At 71.0% G+C, this 15,747-nt stretch carries 12 protein-coding genes; 8 read left to right on the top strand and 4 right to left on the bottom strand.

Annotated features, from left to right (window positions below):
- Positions 1-59: 59 nt before the first annotated feature.
- On the top strand, positions 60-1,919 hold the full coding sequence (locus tag D7Y04_RS44430) for a hypothetical protein (protein ID WP_158627508.1): 1,860 nt from the start codon (positions 60-62) through the stop codon (positions 1,917-1,919).
- Positions 1,920-1,998: 79 nt separating this feature from the next.
- Positions 1,999-2,931, top strand: a complete 933-nt coding sequence (locus tag D7Y04_RS12760) for a hypothetical protein (RefSeq protein WP_158620616.1) — start codon at positions 1,999-2,001, stop codon at positions 2,929-2,931.
- A 26-nt stretch (positions 2,932-2,957) separates the two neighbouring features.
- Here D7Y04_RS12760 and D7Y04_RS12755 read toward each other — a convergent pair whose 3' ends face one another.
- The gene (locus tag D7Y04_RS12755; protein ID WP_158620617.1) at positions 2,958-4,373 is read right to left on the bottom strand and encodes a sigma-54 dependent transcriptional regulator; all 1,416 of its coding nucleotides are present in this window, start codon (positions 4,371-4,373) and stop codon (positions 2,958-2,960) included.
- Positions 4,374-4,756: 383 nt separating this feature from the next.
- Here D7Y04_RS12755 and D7Y04_RS12750 point away from each other — a divergent pair, with 383 nt between their 5' ends.
- From D7Y04_RS12750 to D7Y04_RS12740, 3 genes are read left to right on the top strand one after another with little or no spacing between them, the layout of a single operon-like run.
- Positions 4,757-5,278, top strand: coding sequence for a serine O-acetyltransferase (locus D7Y04_RS12750; protein WP_158627507.1), 522 nt, complete (start codon positions 4,757-4,759; stop codon positions 5,276-5,278).
- A complete protein-coding gene (locus tag D7Y04_RS12745) occupies positions 5,275-6,417 on the top strand; it encodes a glycosyltransferase family 1 protein (protein WP_121759500.1) in 1,143 nt (380 codons plus the stop codon). The genes D7Y04_RS12750 and D7Y04_RS12745 overlap by 4 nt, the downstream gene beginning before the upstream one ends.
- Entirely contained in the window at positions 6,414-7,406 is a 993-nt protein-coding gene (locus tag D7Y04_RS12740; protein ID WP_120595118.1) for a WecB/TagA/CpsF family glycosyltransferase, read from the top strand. The genes D7Y04_RS12745 and D7Y04_RS12740 overlap by 4 nt, the downstream gene beginning before the upstream one ends.
- A gap of 3 nt (positions 7,407-7,409) precedes the next feature.
- On the opposite strand, the gene D7Y04_RS12735 is transcribed toward D7Y04_RS12740, so the two are convergent.
- The 3 genes from D7Y04_RS12735 to serC all read right to left on the bottom strand — a co-directional run bounded on the left by D7Y04_RS12735 (position 7,410) and on the right by serC (position 10,885).
- Positions 7,410-8,912, bottom strand: coding sequence for a lipopolysaccharide biosynthesis protein (locus tag D7Y04_RS12735; RefSeq protein ID WP_121759499.1), 1,503 nt, complete (start codon positions 8,910-8,912; stop codon positions 7,410-7,412).
- Between the two features lie 54 nt (positions 8,913-8,966).
- Positions 8,967-9,713 carry a bifunctional 2-polyprenyl-6-hydroxyphenol methylase/3-demethylubiquinol 3-O-methyltransferase UbiG gene (locus tag D7Y04_RS12730; RefSeq protein WP_199749657.1) on the bottom strand — a complete coding sequence of 249 codons (747 nt, stop codon included), beginning with the start codon at positions 9,711-9,713 and terminating at the stop codon, positions 8,967-8,969.
- Between the two features lie 83 nt (positions 9,714-9,796).
- Complete coding sequence (gene serC, locus D7Y04_RS12725; protein ID WP_121759498.1) at positions 9,797-10,885, bottom strand: 3-phosphoserine/phosphohydroxythreonine transaminase; 1,089 nt, start codon at positions 10,883-10,885, stop codon at positions 9,797-9,799.
- A gap of 127 nt (positions 10,886-11,012) precedes the next feature.
- Between serC and D7Y04_RS12720 the strand changes: the two genes are divergently transcribed.
- The 3 genes from D7Y04_RS12720 (at position 11,013) to D7Y04_RS12710 (ending at position 15,721) form a co-directional block, all read left to right on the top strand.
- Entirely contained in the window at positions 11,013-11,918 is a 906-nt protein-coding gene (locus D7Y04_RS12720; RefSeq protein ID WP_158627506.1) for a sigma-70 family RNA polymerase sigma factor, read from the top strand.
- A 77-nt stretch (positions 11,919-11,995) separates the two neighbouring features.
- Complete coding sequence (locus D7Y04_RS12715; RefSeq protein ID WP_121759496.1) at positions 11,996-12,958, top strand: SMP-30/gluconolactonase/LRE family protein; 963 nt, start codon at positions 11,996-11,998, stop codon at positions 12,956-12,958.
- A 30-nt stretch (positions 12,959-12,988) separates the two neighbouring features.
- Positions 12,989-15,721: a serine/threonine-protein kinase gene (locus tag D7Y04_RS12710; protein WP_121759495.1), complete on the top strand. Its 2,733-nt coding sequence runs from the start codon at positions 12,989-12,991 to the stop codon at positions 15,719-15,721.
- Positions 15,722-15,747: the final 26 nt, after the last annotated feature.

Genomic DNA, 15,747 nt, shown 5'->3' with positions numbered 1-15,747 from the left:
GAGCTCCGCCATCCGCGCCCATCCAGGCTGGCATCCACCGTGCAGCCGGTCCGCACCGGATGTTCTCGCTGGAAGAGGGCCCGGAGCCCGAAACGCAGACGGCGCTCGTGCGACAGGAGTCGGTGCGCTCTGGGTATCCCGTCGATCCCCTGCGCATCGCGCGGGTGCTGCGGCGCCGCTGGCGGATCATCGCCGGGTGCTTCGTCGCGGGCATCGTCCTGGGCGTGCTGCTGGCCAAGACCGTGATGCCCCGCGAGTTCACCGCTCGCACCATTCTCGTCTGGGAGCCCACGGGCTCGCGCGCGGCCGCGAACCCCGAGCGGGAGATCCAGACGCTGATGGACACGCTCAAGCTCCCCAACAACCTGGAGGCGCTGCGTATGCGCACGGGCCTGCCGGTGACGCTGGAGGCGCTGGCCCGGCGGGTGGACATCGCAGTGGCCCGCGGCTCCAACATCCTCACCCTCTCCGCGACCGCAGCGAGCCCCGAGGAGGCCGTCCGGCTCTCCGACGGCATGACCCAGGTGTTCCTGGACCATCAGCGGGACTCGGAGCGGACCCGGGCCGAGGCGCAGCTGAAGGCGCTGGGCGAGGAGGTGCTCAAGGTCCAGGCGCAACTGGAGGAGGCCCGGACGCGCTACGACGGCTTCCGCCAGGAGAACGGCATCGCGGAGCTCACGCTCGACCGGCAGTCTTTCATCGAGGAGGCGGCGCGGCTGCGCACCGAGAAGAACCGCTTCCGGATCGAAGCGGAGTCCTCGGACGCCAGGGCGCTGTTGCTGAAGCAGGCGGCTCGCGAGCAGCCCAGCCGGATGGTGCTGTCGGAGACCGAGAGCTATTTCGAGCTGCGCAAGCTGGCCGAGCTGCGCGCGGAGCTCGCCGCCCGCGGAGCCAATCTCTCCATGGAACATCCCGAGGTGGTGCAGCTCACCGCCGCAGTGCGGGCCCTGGAGTCACGGCCGGCAGGTGGCACCGTCTCCGACCGCGTCGTGGGGACCAACCCCTCCTGGACCTTCCTCCAGAACAGCCTGCTGGACGCCGGCTCACAGCGGGAGCTGGCCCAGAAGAAGTGGCGCGCCTACGCCGAAGCGGAGGAGGCCGCGAAGGAGCGCATCACACGGCTGTCCGCACTGGAGGGCCAAGCCAGCGCGCTGCTCGCGCGGATCCACATCACCGAGACGCGCCTCACCGAACTCCAGCAGCGTCAGAAGGTGGTGGAGGGCGAGGTGCGCCAGCCCGCGATGGAGCTGCGCGTGCTCACCTCCGCCACGCCGCCGACGCGTCCCTCGAAGTCCTACCGCCGCGCGGTGGCCCTGCTGCTGCCTCCCTTCTTCGCGCTGCTGGCCGTGGTGGCCCTCACCGCCTCCTCGCTGCGCGGCTTCAAGCTGTGGACGCCGGCCGAGTTCTCGTTCTGGGGACGCGGCCCGGTGGTGGCCTCCACTCCCTGGCCCGCCACCGCTGAAGGCCTGGAGGAGCTCGTCGTGGAGCTCCGGGCCGCGCTGGACGAGGCGAGCGGCGTGACTCGGGTGTTGCCGCTCGGGGAAGCGCAGCAAGAGCGGACCCGGGAGCTGCTGTCCCGGCTTGGGGCAACGGACGTCCCAGCCCGGGATGACGTCCCGGGACGAGGCGCGATGCTCGTGTCTTGGGAGGAGGCGCGGCGTCCGCAAGCGCTGCGACTCGCGGTCCGCAAGGGTGCCCGCGTGCTTGTCGTCGCCAGCTCCGGCGCTCACTCCGTGTTCGAGGTGTGGGCGCTGCGGCGGCTGCTCGGGAGCGAGGCGTGCGTCGGTTTCGTGGTGGTGGGGCTCGGCACCGACCTTGCTACCCATCCGGATCGCGTGGGCGACGTCATGGGCTTCTGGTCCGGCTCCGGAGCGTCGAGGGGCATGGAAGGGCCCTTCCCGCGAAAGGAGCCGCGCTGAGAGGAAGACGCCTTCGCGCGCGTCATCACAGGGCAGCCCTCCGTCCGGCGGGCCCCCCAGGAACGGAACCGACGACACCATGTTCGCCGTCATCCATCGCAGCGCCGCGGCTCCTGGCGCCGGGTTCCTGTCCGTGGCCGGGCCCCCGCTCGTCACCCGCCAGTTGCAGTGGCTGCGCGCGTCGGGCTTCGAGAAGGTGGCCATCGACATCGGCGCGGACGCCCATGGAGAGGAACTGCGCAGCCTCGTCTCGCAGCAGGAGGCGCTGGCCCGCAACGTCATCTTCGTCCCCACGGCCTCGCTGTTCCCGCCGGGCGTCATCGCGGACTCGGCGGGCTTTCCCGCCCACGCGCCCTTCCTCGTGGTGCCGGACACCGTCCTGGGCAACGCGGACCTCGCGGCCTTCTACCGACGGGCGCCAGAGCGGGGCGTGCGCGTGGGCCGACTGACACCACCACCCGCCGTGGAGCCCTTCGCGCCAGCCGAGGTGCACCTGATCACCGCGGCCACCGGTCCCGTCACTGAGGAGGACCTGCCCGGGTGGGGCGCGCGCCTGGAGACTCCGGGCGCGGCCCTGCGGCTGGCCTGCAAGGCGCTGCTGGGGCGGCTGCCGCGAGCGGAAGGAACCTCACGGCTCCTGATCCACGCGGCCGAACGGGCACCGGGGGTCTGGGTGGCGCGCGGCGCCCTCCTCCAGCGCGGCGCCGAGGTGAACCCTCCCGTGCTCATCGGTCCCCAGGCGCTCGTGTGCGCCGGAGCGCGGATCGGCCCGGGAGCCCTCATTGGAGCGCGCGCCATCATCGAGCGCGGCACCCGTCTGGTGAACGCCGTGGTGGAGGAGGAGACCGTGGTGGGCGAGGGCCTGGAGGTGCGCGATGCCATCGCCACACCCGACGGATTGGCCTCGCTGGAGGGCACCGGTCCCCTGCTCCCGCTGGGAGATCCCCTGTTGCTTGCGCGGCGCCGGCTCCTGTCGCGAGCGGCGTTACGTCTGCTGGGGCTCTCCCGATGACGGAGCCACGCGCACCGGGAAGCGTGTCACCCCGGCTCCGGCTCCCGCTGGATGCGCAGCTCCGCCACGCGACGATAGAGCGTGGCCCGGCCCAGGCCGAGCAGCCGGGCCGCGAGGGTGATGCTTCCGTTCGTCACCGTGAGGGCCTTGAGGATCTCCCGGCGCTCCAGTTCACGCAGCGGCACCACCACGTCGGGTGACGGGGCCAGGTCCTCGGACATCCGCTGAAGCGGTGGAGGCGCCACGGGGACGGGCGGTAGCACCAGGACGCGCAGCTCTGGTGGGAGGTCCGCCAGCTCGATGCGCTCGCCATCGCAGGAGAGGATGGCGCGCTGGATGACGTTCTGGAGCTCGCGCACGTTGCCGGGCCAGCGGTGGCGCACGAGCGCTTCGCGGGCCTCGTCGGCCAGGACGAGCGAAGCGCCTCCGTACTTTTCCAGGAAGTGGTCGCTGAGCGAGAGGATGTCCGTGGGCCGCTCGCGCAGTGCGGGCACCTTCACGGGGTACACCGCCAGCCGGTAGTACAGGTCCTCCCGGAAGCGCCCCGCCTTCACCTCCGCCACCAGGTCCCGGTGCGTGGCGGCGATGATGCGCACGTCCACGCGGACCTCCGTGGTGCTGCCCACCCGGCGCAGCGTGCGCTCCTGGAGGATGCGCAAGAGGCGCACCTGGGTGGCGGGGCTCATCTCGCCCACCTCGTCCAGGAAGAGCGTTCCGCCCTGGGCCTGCTCGAAGCAGCCGCGGTGCTGGGCCGACGCTCCGGTGAAGGCGCCGCGCTCGTGGCCGAAGAGCTCCGACTCCAGGAGCGCCTCGGAGAAGGCCGCGCAGTTCACCGCCACGAAGGGCCCCTTGGCCCGCGCGCCCTGTTCGTGGATGGCGCGCGCCACCAGCTCCTTGCCCGTCCCCGTCTCACCGAAGATGCACACCGGCACGTCGGATTGGAGGATGCGATCCAACTGGCGCGCCAAGGTCCGCATCGGGGCGCTGCGTCCCACGATGGCGCCGATGAGCCGCTCCGCCCCGCCCTCCCGCGCGCCCCGCGGCTCCCGCCAGGTCATGCGGCGGGTCTTCGCGGCGCTTTGCAGCGTCCGCTCGAGCCGGGCCGGTTCAGAGGACTTGTCCAGGAAGGCGAAGGCCCCCATCCGGGTGGCATCCACCGCGGTGTCGAGCTGCAGGTTCCGGGTGAGGACGATGACGGGCAGCGTCGTGTCCCGCGCGCGCAGATGCCGCAGCACGTCCAGGCCCGCCATGTCGTCCAACACCAGCTCCAGGCAGACCGCGAGCCACTCGGCGCTGTCCGCCTCCAACGCCTCGCGCGCGGTGGCGTACTCGCGCACCGCGTAGCCCGCCGCCTCCAGCCAGGCGCCCAGGCGACGTCTGGCGACGTCATCCCTATCGACAATCACCACGGGGGACTGCCGGTTCACGTCCAGGACATTCACGGTTTCGGGTCTCCTGACAGGGGGATGCGCTTGACGGGAGCACGCCTCCGGTCCCGGTGATGCGCGAGGCCGGGCACTCGCACATCGGAGTACGCGGGACAGCAAACGCATCCGTTTGCACAGACCATTCCCGCATGTCGAGACATCCCCTCTGGTTGATCCGGATGCGCTCGGCCAACGACTTGTCCTCTGGCCTGTTTGACAAATCCCGGCGTTGTCTACGTTTGAGACATCCCGGCGTCCCCAGATGAGACATCCCGGTTCGGGACGCAGACAGGCCCGCGGCGACCTGACACGCACCGGCAGCGCGTGCGACGCCATGGTTCCTGCCTTGCAAGCGGCAGCCGCCCATGCGTGCGTCAGCGAAGTCAATCCATGCCTGCATGGAGCCGTTGCGCGCCCTGCGTTCGGACAGGGCCCGGGTGGTGGATGCGGTCAGGGACCGGGGGGCGCGCTTTCCCAGAGCCGCGGCCCTGGCGGATCCGTCCTTATGGGCGGTGGGCCTGCTGCGGTGGGGGGCGGTGCTCCGGCGCGGACTGGGCACTTCACTGGGCCTGTCCACGCTGTTGCGCGTGGGCTTCCACATCGATGTGTGGACGGATGATATCGGCCCCGGCTTGAGGCTGCCGCACCCCTTCAACATCGTCATTGGCGATGGGGTGGAGATTGGCCCGGAGTGCACCCTGCTCCACGGCGTCACCGTCCAGCGGGGCGCGGGCACACGCATTGGCCGGGGCGTGGTGCTGGCCAACGGCACGACGGTGCTGGCGGGAGCGTCCGTGGGCGACGGGTGCCTGGTGGGCGCGGCCAGCGTGGTGCGCGGAGCCATTCCCCCTGCGTCCGTGGCGGTGGGCGTACCCGCGCGTGTGGTGCGAGCGTCCCGTCCCGGGGAGGCCGCGCCGTGAGGCTGGCCGTCGCGCTGGGGGGAACGGATTGGGGGCGCTCGGGCATTGGCACGTACGTGCGCGCGATGCTGCCCCGGCTGACACGGGGGCTCGCGCGAACCGGGGGCCGGCTGGTGGCGCTCGGCACGGCTCGGGACTTCGCCGCGTATGACCCGGAGCTCGTGGGCGCGGAGCGGGCCGTGGCACCGGCCGTCGTCGACACGCCCGCGCTGGGTGCATCTTGGTACCTCGCCCGCTGCGGAGCGCATGCGCGCGGGGCCGGAGCGGACGTGCTGCTGCTGCCCGCAGCCAATCGCCGCGTCGCGCTGCGGCCCGGCCTGCCCACGGTGGGCGTGGTGCACGACCTGGCCCAGTTCAACGTGCCGGACAAGTACGACCGGCTGCGCACCACCTACGTGAGATGGCTTCTGCCCAAGGCGCTGAGGTCCTTCGAGGCGCTGGCCGCCGTCAGCCAGGCCACGCGCGGGGACATGGTGAGCTTCCTCTCCTGCGCGCCCGAGCGGATCCACGTCATCCCCAACGGCGTGGACGCGGACCGCTTCGCGCTCGGGGACGGCGCTGGCGCCGCGTGGGCCCGCGAGCGGCTGGGTTTGAAGGCGCCGTACCTGCTGTACCTGTCGCGCCTGGAGCACCCGGGAAAGAACCACCTGCGGCTGCTGCGGGCGTTCGCCGCGTCCCCGGTGCGGGAGGACCATCAGCTGGTGCTGGCCGGCGCGGATTGGGGCGCCGAGCAGCTCATCCGGGAGGAGCTCCAGCGGCTGGGGCTCCAGGAGCGCGTGAGGATCCTGGGCTACCTGGAGGATGGCCTCATCCCGGGCCTGGTCGCGGGCGCGGAGGCCCTCATCGCGGTGGGGCTGTGCGAGGGCTTCGGCCTGCCAGCGCTGGAGGCCATCGCGGCGGGAAAGCCCGTGCTGGCGGCCCGGGCGGGAGCGCTTCCAGAGGTGGTGGGCGATCTGGGGGTGTTGTGCGATCCGCTCGATGAGCAGGACATGGCGGCGGCGCTGACGCGGGTGGTGCGGGACGAGCCACTGGCCGCGCGGGTGCGTCGCGAAGGGCCCGGGCACGCCCGCCAGCGCAGCTGGGATCGCACGGGCGATGATCTGCTGGCCCTGTGCCGCTCCGTGGGAGGCGTTCGATGAAGGCGCCCCTTCCCCGAGCCTTGCTGCGTGACGTCCTGCGCGGGCGCGCTCCGCTGGTGGGCGCGCGCTTCAACGAGGTGCTGCCGCGCGGCTACCTGTCGCCAGTGGAGGCGCGGTGGCTGCTCGGCCTGCCCTATGGCGACCTCGCCGCCGAGGAGGCGCGCTATCTCCAGGGCCGCACCCCCGCGACGGACTTCGGCGTGATGTTGCGCACGTCGGTGGCTCGCGCGTTGGCACCGCCCGAGAGCGCCCAGCCCGAAGTGCGCCCGTTCATCGTCTCCGCCCGCGTGGACAACCTCACGCTCGAACAGGCGGTGGAGCAGCTCTTCACGCAAGGACAAGGTGGCCGCGCGAAGCTGGTGTCCATCGTGCATCCGCACGCCTTGAACCTGGCGGCGCGCGACACGGCGCTCGCGCGGGCGCTGGCAGAAGCGGACATGGTGCTGCCGGATGGCATTGGCATCCGGGTGGGCGCGGCGCTGCTCGGCGTGGCCATGCGCCACAACCTCAATGGCACGGACCTGTTGCCGCTGCTCTGCAAGCACGCGCCCGCGCGAGGCTGGCCCGTGGTGCTGGTGGGGGCTGCCCCCGGCGTGGCGGAGGCGTGCGCGGAGAACCTGCGAAGGGCCCACCCGGGCCTGGAGCTCCCCATCGTCTCGCACGGCTTCCTCACCGCCGCTGGCTCCCGCGCACTGGCGGAGTCCATCTCAAGGCTGGGCCCCTGCCTGGTGCTGGTGGGCATGGGCAGCCCCCGGCAGGAGCTGTGGGCGCGCGAGTACCTCTCCGGAGCCGCGCAGGCCGTCATCCTCACGGTGGGAGGGCTGTTCGACTTCTACTCGGGCCGGATCCAACGCGCGCCCATTGCCTGGCGCGAGCTGGGACTGGAGTGGATGTATCGCCTGCTCCAGGAGCCCCGCCGGATGGCCGTCCGCTACCTGCTGGGCAATCCACTCTTCCTGCTCCGCATCCTCTGGCAGAAGCTGCGGTAGGCCTCAGGGTGCGTACGTCGGCACCGCGCTGCCCACCGGTGTGGATGCCGCCGCCGCGAGGCGTGCATCCCGCCGCCACCAGACGAGCAGCGCCATCCCGGTCCCCAGCAGCGTGACGAGCGCGCAGATGCAGGCGCTTCCGAACGGGCCTCGCGAGGCGAAGGGAGCGAGTCCCCAGCCCACGACGAATGACACGAGGCCCGCGGCTCCGACCGGGGCCAGTGCCCAGAGCACCTCCCGGACGGTCCACTGGACCAGGGCGCGGACCTTCCGCCAGACGAGCACGGCGATGACCAGGTTTCCGAGGACGGTGCCTCCGGCGACGGCCCACGCACCTGCGTACCGCACCCCAGCCATGGAGACGGCGACGTTGAGCGCGTGGCCGATGAGCACCGGGTGGGTCAGGTGCCACGGCGTCTCACCGCTCACGGCCAGGGCCGAGGACGCGCTCTCCTCCGCGGCCGCGATGATCGCCGCGGTGCCCAGGAGGACGACCGCGAGCATGGTGACGGAGTCGTGCGCGAGCGCGCCCACCCAGGCCTCCAGCAGGGCGGTGCCATCCAGGGCCAGCGCGATGACGCCGCTGGAGGCCAGGCCGCCCAGAAGGGCCGTGCCGAGGCGCAGCGCGCTGGAGCGGTGCCGGGCATCTCCAAGGCGATGGATGAGCCATCCGCCCGCCTGTTTCGCGAAGGAGAGGATCTGCTCCACGGCGCGGGAGGCCACCTGATACGCGCCCACCGAGCTCAGGGACGCGGAGCGGGTCAGGATGAGGACGTCCGCTCGGACCGCCGCCGCGATGCCCACGTTCATGGCCAGGGCAGCGGCGCCCTGCCGGAACGCGCTGCGCACCTGGGCCGGATCCGCCGGCCATCCAGGACGGAGCGAGAGATGCGGGTCGATGCGCCTGGACACCGCCGCGAGGAGCAGGAGCTCCAGCGTGGCGCCCGCGAACAGCCCCAGCGCCGGCGCCAGCAACGAGCGCGTGGTGCCGAGCACCGCCGCCGTCAATGCAATCTGGGTCGCGGCTCCGATGGCGCGCGCCCAGGCGAGCGAGGTGTTGGCGCCCCGCATCAGCAAGAACGCACGCAACGGTGACGCCAGCGAGCCCGCGAGTCCTGCAGCGAGGACCGGAAGCGCGGCGCGGGCCACGTCCGCTCGCAGCGCTTCGGACGCGGACGGGAGGTGGAGGAAGAACACGTACGCACAAACGCAGAGACAGGGACAGGCGAGCGTCACCACCAGCAGCGTGAGCCGGATGAGCTCGCGCGTGGCGGCCTCGTCCGGTCTGGCCGCCGTGCGTTGGACCGCGATGCTGAGGCCGAGGTCCGACAACCCGAGGAGGAAGCCCGTCGTGCCAAGGACGCCCCAGGCGCCCAGGCTCTCCGGACCGAGCAGGCGCACCACCAGCGCGACCGTCGCCAGCCCCGTCACGATCTGCACCACGTGCCGAGCGCACGACGCGAGCACGTCGACGCTCATCCTCAGGAGCGATCTCTCAGGGGCCATGCACCCCTGACCATTGCAGCCCGCATGCCGTAGCGCGTGGGCCGACGCTGTAGCTCAGCCCCGGGTCTTCACGGCGCGGACGCCGATGACGACTTCGTAGTGGGGGTCATGCACGTCGAGGTCCGCGGTTCGCAGGTCCTCCCGGGCCAGGCCGTGCAGGGTCGCGACCGCGGCGCGGACGTTCCCGAAGGACTCCACCCGCACGTTGCCGGGGCCGAAGGACTGCTCAAAGAGGCGGTGGACGGAGCGGGAGGTGAACCGCCAGCAGTCCGGCCACTGCTCCATCGCGCCCCAGTCCACCTTGATGATACCGGGCACGGTCAGCAGCGCCACGCCGCCAGGCTGGAGGATGCGGTGCAGCTGTCGCACGGCGGCCTGGACATCGAAGACGTACTGCAACACCTGGGTGAAGAGGACGCAGTCGAACGCATCCGAGGGGATGTCGACCGCGTGGGCAATGTCTCCCACGAAGGTGGCTTCCGGGTTCCCAGGAAGCGCGTGGAGGATGTCGGAGCGGGTGACACGGCTGGCACCGAACCGCCGCGTGTAGCGCGCGTCCCCGACCTCCAGGGTTCGGCCCTGGACGTCGGCCGCGTGCCGAGCCAGGAAGCGCTCGATGTAATAGCGATCAATGGGCTGGCCGCGGTCGTGTCCCCAGTGCGTGCCGATGGGCGTCTGACGGCCCAGGCTGCCCCACCGCACCCGCCCCATGGAGACCTGGCGTTTGTGATGGGCCAGCCACTGATAGATGCCGTCGGGAACCACGGCCCGGAAGAGTCGCTTCGCCCCTGTGGGAGTCATTGGGCGATACAATCAAACACAGCCACAGGGAGCAACCTCACCGGAACGTGTCTCGAATTGAGACACGTGGGCCGGTGCGCGCGCTACCCGTTGCGCTTCGCGAAGTCGTCCATGAATGAGACGAGCGTCTTCACGTGATCCACGGTCACCGCGTTGTAGAGGGACACGCGGATGCCGCCCGTGATGCGGTGGCCCTTCATGCCCACCATGCCGGCCTTGGCGCCTTCGGCCACGAAGGCCTCTTCCAGCTTTTCGTCCGGCAGGCGGAACACGACGTTCATGTACGAGCGTGACGCCTTCTCCACCGGGGCCCGGTAGAAACCCGCGTTGCGGTCGATGGCCGTGTACAGCAGGTCGCCCTTCTCGCGGTTCCAGGCCTCCACCTGCTTCAGGCCGCCCACGCCCTTGATCCACGAGAGCACGTTGCGGCAGAGGTAGATGGAGAAGGTGGGCGGCGTGTTGTAGAGCGAGTTGTTCTCCGCGTAGGTCGTGTAGCGGAAGATCTTCGGGATGTCCTTGCGGCCCTTCGCCATGAAGGACTTCTCCACCAGCACCAGGACGATGCCCGACGGCCCGATGTTCTTCTGGGCTCCCGCGTAGATGAGCGCGAAGCGGCTCACGTCGATGGGCTTCCACAGGATGTCGGAGCTCATGTCCGCCACGAGCGGCACCTGCCCCACTTCCGGGAACGTGTGCCATTGCGTCCCGAAGAGCGTGTTGTTGCTCGTCATGTGGACGTAGGCGGCCTTCGGATCCAACTGGAGCTCGGCCTGGGTGGGGACGCGCGTGAAGCGCTTGTCCTTGTCCACCGTGTTCGCGGCGATGCGCGGCGTGCCGTAGTAGCGCGTCTCGTCCACCGCCTTCTCGCTCCAGCCTCCCGTCACCACGTAGTCCGCGGAGCCGCCCTGGGGCATGAAGTTCATGGGCACCTGCGCGAACTGCTGCGAGGCGCCGCCCTGGAGGAAGAGGATCTCGTGGGTGTCCGGAACGGCCAGCAGCTCCTTCACGAGGGCGATGGTCTCGTTGTGGACAGCCTCGAACGCCTTGCCCCGGTGGCTGTGCTCGATGATCGACATCCCCGTGCCCTGGAAGTCGAGCAGCTCGTCCCGGGCCCGCTCCAGCGCTGCCGTGGGGAGACCGGCCGGGCCGGGATTGAAGTTGATGACGCGCATGGCAGTGTCCTCTGGCAAGTGAACCGCTCCGGCATTCTCGCCGGTGGAACTCCGGGGGTCACGAGCAACGTGGGCTCGGGCGGACGGTGGCCTTCGTCCGCCCGGTGGGGGTGGTAGCGTCCCGGGCGTGTCCCCCGCGCCCACTCCTTTGGCCTCCGCCTTTCTCGCGGCTCCTGGCCGCGCGCCCGCTCCGCTTCCGGAGCCCTCGCGTCTGGAGGATCTGCTCCGTGCGTCGCTCGACCGCGCCCGGTCGCGCTGGCCCGGGGTGGAGCTGGAGCCGCTCGCCTTCGTGGCGTTCGTCGCGCAGCGGCTGACGTCCCAGACGGCGCTCCTGGAGGCGCTCGAAGGGGCCTCGCCTGCCTTCTCGGAGCTGTACCTGGCCTTCGGGTGCCTGCGGCATGACCGCGCCGCGCTCCAGTTCTTCGAGGATGGCTACCTCCGTGATGTCGGCGCGTTCGTGTCCGGCGTGGACCGCTCGCCCGCGTTCGTCGCGGAGGTTCGGCAGGTGCTCCGGGAGAAGCTGTTCACGGCGGCTGCTGGCGGTGAGCCGAAGATTTCGGAGTTCACCGGTGGCGGCGCGCTGGGCGGCTGGGTGCGGGTGGCGGCGCTGCGCATCGCGCTCAACATCAAGCGCTCCGAAGCCCGGGCCGACTCCGCCGCGCAGGACTCCGTCGAGTCCGCGTTCGGCGAGCAGCTGGGGCCAGAGCTCGAACACCTGCGCTCGCGGTACCGCGAGGCCTTCACGGAGGCCGTGCGCACGGCGCTGGGTGAACTGTCCGACCGGGACCGCACGCTGATGCGCCTGTACCACGTGGAGTCGCTGTCGCTGGACGCCATCGCGGCGCTCTACCGCGTCCACATGTCCACGGTGTCGCGGTGGCTCAGCCGCGCGCGGGAGCAGGTGGCGGAGGCCACGACGCGGCGGCTCTGCGAACGCCTGGGGGTGGGCGCGTCCTCGGTGGACAGCATCGCGGCGCTGGTCGTGAGCCAGGTGGACCTCAGCCTGACGCGGCTGCTCGGTCCGGGGGGCTGAACTTTCGCTGCAAGGGATTTCCCGGCCGGTGTCAGGGCGTCGAAAGGCCCCTTCCGGGCCTCACCGAGGAAAGCCCCATGCGCGTCTCTTCCTGGCTGTCCGTCGTCACCCTCGCCGCCACCGTCTCCGCCTGCGAGCCGTTCCCCGACGATGCCCCCTCCATCCCCACCGAGGTGCAGTGGCCCGGCGAGGTCTTCTTTCCAGAGGGCATCGCGGCCTCGAAGGACGGCACGCTCTACGCGGGCAGCCTGGGCACCGGCGCCATCGCGCGCGCCAAGCCGGGCTCGCTGGGGGCCGAGGTCTTCGTCCCGGGCCGGGCCTCATTCGGCGTCTACGGGCTCGAGGTGGATGAGGCCCACGACACGCTCTGGGCCTGCACCTACGACGACCTGCTGCTGCCCGCGCAGGCCTCGTACCTGAACGGGTATGCGCTCTCCACGGGTGCCCTGAAGGCCAGCCATGCCATGCCCAGCCAGGTCAGCTTCTGCAACGACGTCGCCGTCGATGCCGCGGGCAACGTGTACGTGACGGACTCGTTCGGGAACGCGGTCTTCCGGCTGGCCGTGGGTGGGACGGCGCTCGACACGTGGTCCTCGGATGCCGCGTACGAGCCCTCCGAGCCGGGCCTCATCACGCTCAACGGCATCGCCTACGACGGGGCGAACCGGCTCTACGTCGTGAAGAGCGACACGGGCGCGCTGTTCTCCATCGATATCCAGCCGGATGGCAGCGCGGCGGCGCCCGTGAACATCCCGGTGACGCCGGCGCTGGAGACGCCGGACGGGGTCGAGTGGGTGGATTCGGGCCGGCTGTTCGTCGTGGAGAACACGGTGGGGCGGGCTTCGCTGGTGACGCTGGGTGAAGGCGCTGGCGCGAAGGAGGTGCTCGCCAACGGCTTCGTGGAGCCGACCGCCGCCGCGATCACGAAGGACGGCGCGTGGGTGCTGGAGTCGCAGATGGGGTTCTTCTTCGGCACGCCGGGGACCCCGGCCCTGCCCTTCCGCGCGTACCGGGTCGCCGTCCCCCCTCTTCTGCCCTGAGCGCGAACAATCCTAGAGTCGCGTCCCACCATGTCGGGATGTCCCTCCGAGGAAACGATTCTCGCCTTCGTGGAGGACCGCCTGCCGCATGAGCAGCGCGCCCTCGCGGAGGCGCACCTGTCCCGCTGCGATTCCTGCGGGTCGCTGCTCGCGGCCGTCGCGGCGACGTGGCACGCGGAGGGCCGGTTCGTGGAGGCGGCTCCGCCCCGCTCGTTCGCTCCTGGGGAGCGGGTGGGGCCGTACGTCATCGTCGCCCATGCGGGCAGTGGCGCGATGGGGGACGTGTACCGGGCTCGCGATGGGCGGCTGGGACGGGACGTGGCCTTGAAGGTGCTCCCGCTCCGGTTCGCGCAGGACGCGGAGCGCCTGGCCCGTTTCCGACAGGAGGCCCGCGCGGCGGGCGCGCTGTCCCATCCCCACCTGCTCACGCTGTTCGACGTGGGGACCCACGAGGACGTGCCGTACCTCGTCACCGAGTGGCTGGAGGGGGGCACCCTGCGGGCGCGGCTGATGCGTGGGCCGCTTCCACCAGAGCAGGCGCTGCGGCTGGGCATCCAGTTGTCCCAGGGGCTCGCGGCCGCGCACGCGCGGGGTGTCATCCACCGAGACCTCAAGCCCGCGAACATCTTCCTGTGCTCGAACGGCGGAGCGCGGATCCTCGACTTCGGGCTGGCCCGGCTCACCGAGCGCGTCGAGCACACCGGGGACGCCTCGCTCACCCAGAGCGGCGCGGTGGTGGGCACCGCCGGGTACATGGCTCCGGAGCAGATCCGCGGCCAGGGCGTGGATGCTCGCGCGGATGTGTTCTCACTCGGCGCGGTGCTCTACGAGGCCGTGAGCGGCCGTGGTCCCTTTGGCGGTGACAGCCCGGTGGAGCGGATGAGCGCCGCGCTCCGCGATGCGCCTCCCGTGCTGCCGGGAGAGCTGGGGACGGTGATTGCTCGCTGTCTGGCGAAGGATCCAGGCGAACGGTTCCAGTCCGCGCAGGACCTGGCCTTCGCCCTGGAGTCCATCGCGGCTCGTGGTGCGCCCCTGGCCTTGCGGCGCGGAGTGTTCCCACGCCCTGCCCTGTGGGTGGCCGCGGCGGCCGTGCTGCTGTCTGTCGTGGGTGGCTTCCTGGCGTTCGGACACAGGCCGGCGACTGCGGCGGTGCCAACGGCGCAGTCCTCACGCCCGACGTACCGCCCCGTCACGTTCCGCCGGGGCCACGTGCTCAACGCCCGGTTCTCCGCGGACGGACACACGTTGCTCTATGGCGCGGCGTGGGAGGGAGGACCCGCGGAGCTCTACAGCGCGCGCACGGAGCGTCCGCTGTCACAACCGCTGGGGCAGCACGCGGATGTGCTCGCCGCGTCCTCGAAGGGGGAGCTGGCGGTGCTGCTCGAGCCCCGGTTCTTCGACGCCGAGCATGGCAGCGGGACGCTCGGCTTGATGCCGCTCGCGGGCGGCGCGCCCCGGGCCGTGCTCGATGGCGTGCTGGAGGCGGACTGGGGACGTGCGGATGGACCGCTCGCGGTGGTGCGCCGCGTGGGCGAGAACTTCCGGCTGGAGCAGCCCCCCGGCACGGTGCGCTTCGAATCCCAGGGATGGATCAGCCACGCACGCGTCTCCCCCGACGGAGCGCGGATCGCCTTTCTGTTCCATGCACATCCCAAGGACGACCGGGGCGGGGTCTGGGTGCTGGAGAAGGACGGTCCGCCCCGCGAGCTTTCGTCGGACTGGGCGAGCATCCGGGGCCTGGCGTGGTCTCCCGATGGAAGCGAGGTGTGGTTCACCGCCTCGCGTACAGGCGCGGACTCCGAGCTGTTCGCGGTCGACCTGCGCGGCACGACGCGGCCGGTGGATCGGATCGCCGGGCGGATGGTGCTGCATGACATCTCCCAGGACGGCTCCGTCCTGGTGGATCACCCGGTGATCCGCACGGGGCTGGCGTTCGGGCACGCGGGCACGGAGCGGGACCTGACGTGGTCGGACTCGTCGTTCATGACGGACATGTCCCGCGATGGCCGGACCTTCCTCTTCACCGAGGGCGCGGAGGTGGAGGGCCCCACCTACGGCGCCTATCTGCGCACCTCCGATGGCGCACCACCGATCCGCCTGGGCGACGGCATCCCCATGGCGCTGTCTCCGGACGGCAAGCAGGTGCTGCTGGTGCGCTACGGCGAACAGATGGAGTTCCTGCTGCTGCCCACGGGCGCGGGCGAGCCTCGGTCGCTGTCGCTCGCTCCTGTCACCACGGTGCTCACGGCGCGCTGGTTCCCGGATGGGAAGCGGTTGCTCCTTCGCGCGCACGAAGAGGGACGTCCTGCCCGGCTCTGGGTCTTCGAACCCGGCTCCGGAGCCCCCAGGCCCATCACAGAGGAAGGCACGGGCTTCCACACGGTCATCTCACCCGATGGCCTCCGCCTCGCGACCGTGGACGCGGAGGGAAGCCTCCGCCTGTTCTCCCAGACGGGTGAGGCGCAAGGCACCGTCCCCGGCCGGTTCACGAATCAATGGGTGGCGGGCTGGGACGCGAGCGGAACGGCGCTCTATCTGCGAAGCGTCTCGCTCCCGGTGCGCGTCTCCAGGGTCGACGTGAAGACCGGCGCGAGCACGCCACACCTGACCCTTCCGGCGGGGGGCGTCATGCCGGGCCTCATCTCCGTGATGACGCTGGCGATCTCCGAGGACGGAAAGTTCTACACATACAGTTACAACGAAGCGCTTTCCCGGCTGTATCTGGTGAAAGGATTGGTGGGAGCCCGGTCTTCCCCGCAATAACGGTGCTAGACTTCCATTGCGGTCCA

Source organism: Corallococcus sp. AB038B (assembly GCF_003668955.1).
In the GTDB taxonomy this organism is placed as follows: Bacteria; Myxococcota; Myxococcia; order Myxococcales; family Myxococcaceae; genus Corallococcus; species Corallococcus exiguus.
The sequence above is the reverse complement of the archived record's forward strand: the minus strand, read 5'-3'. Positions and strand labels throughout refer to the sequence as shown.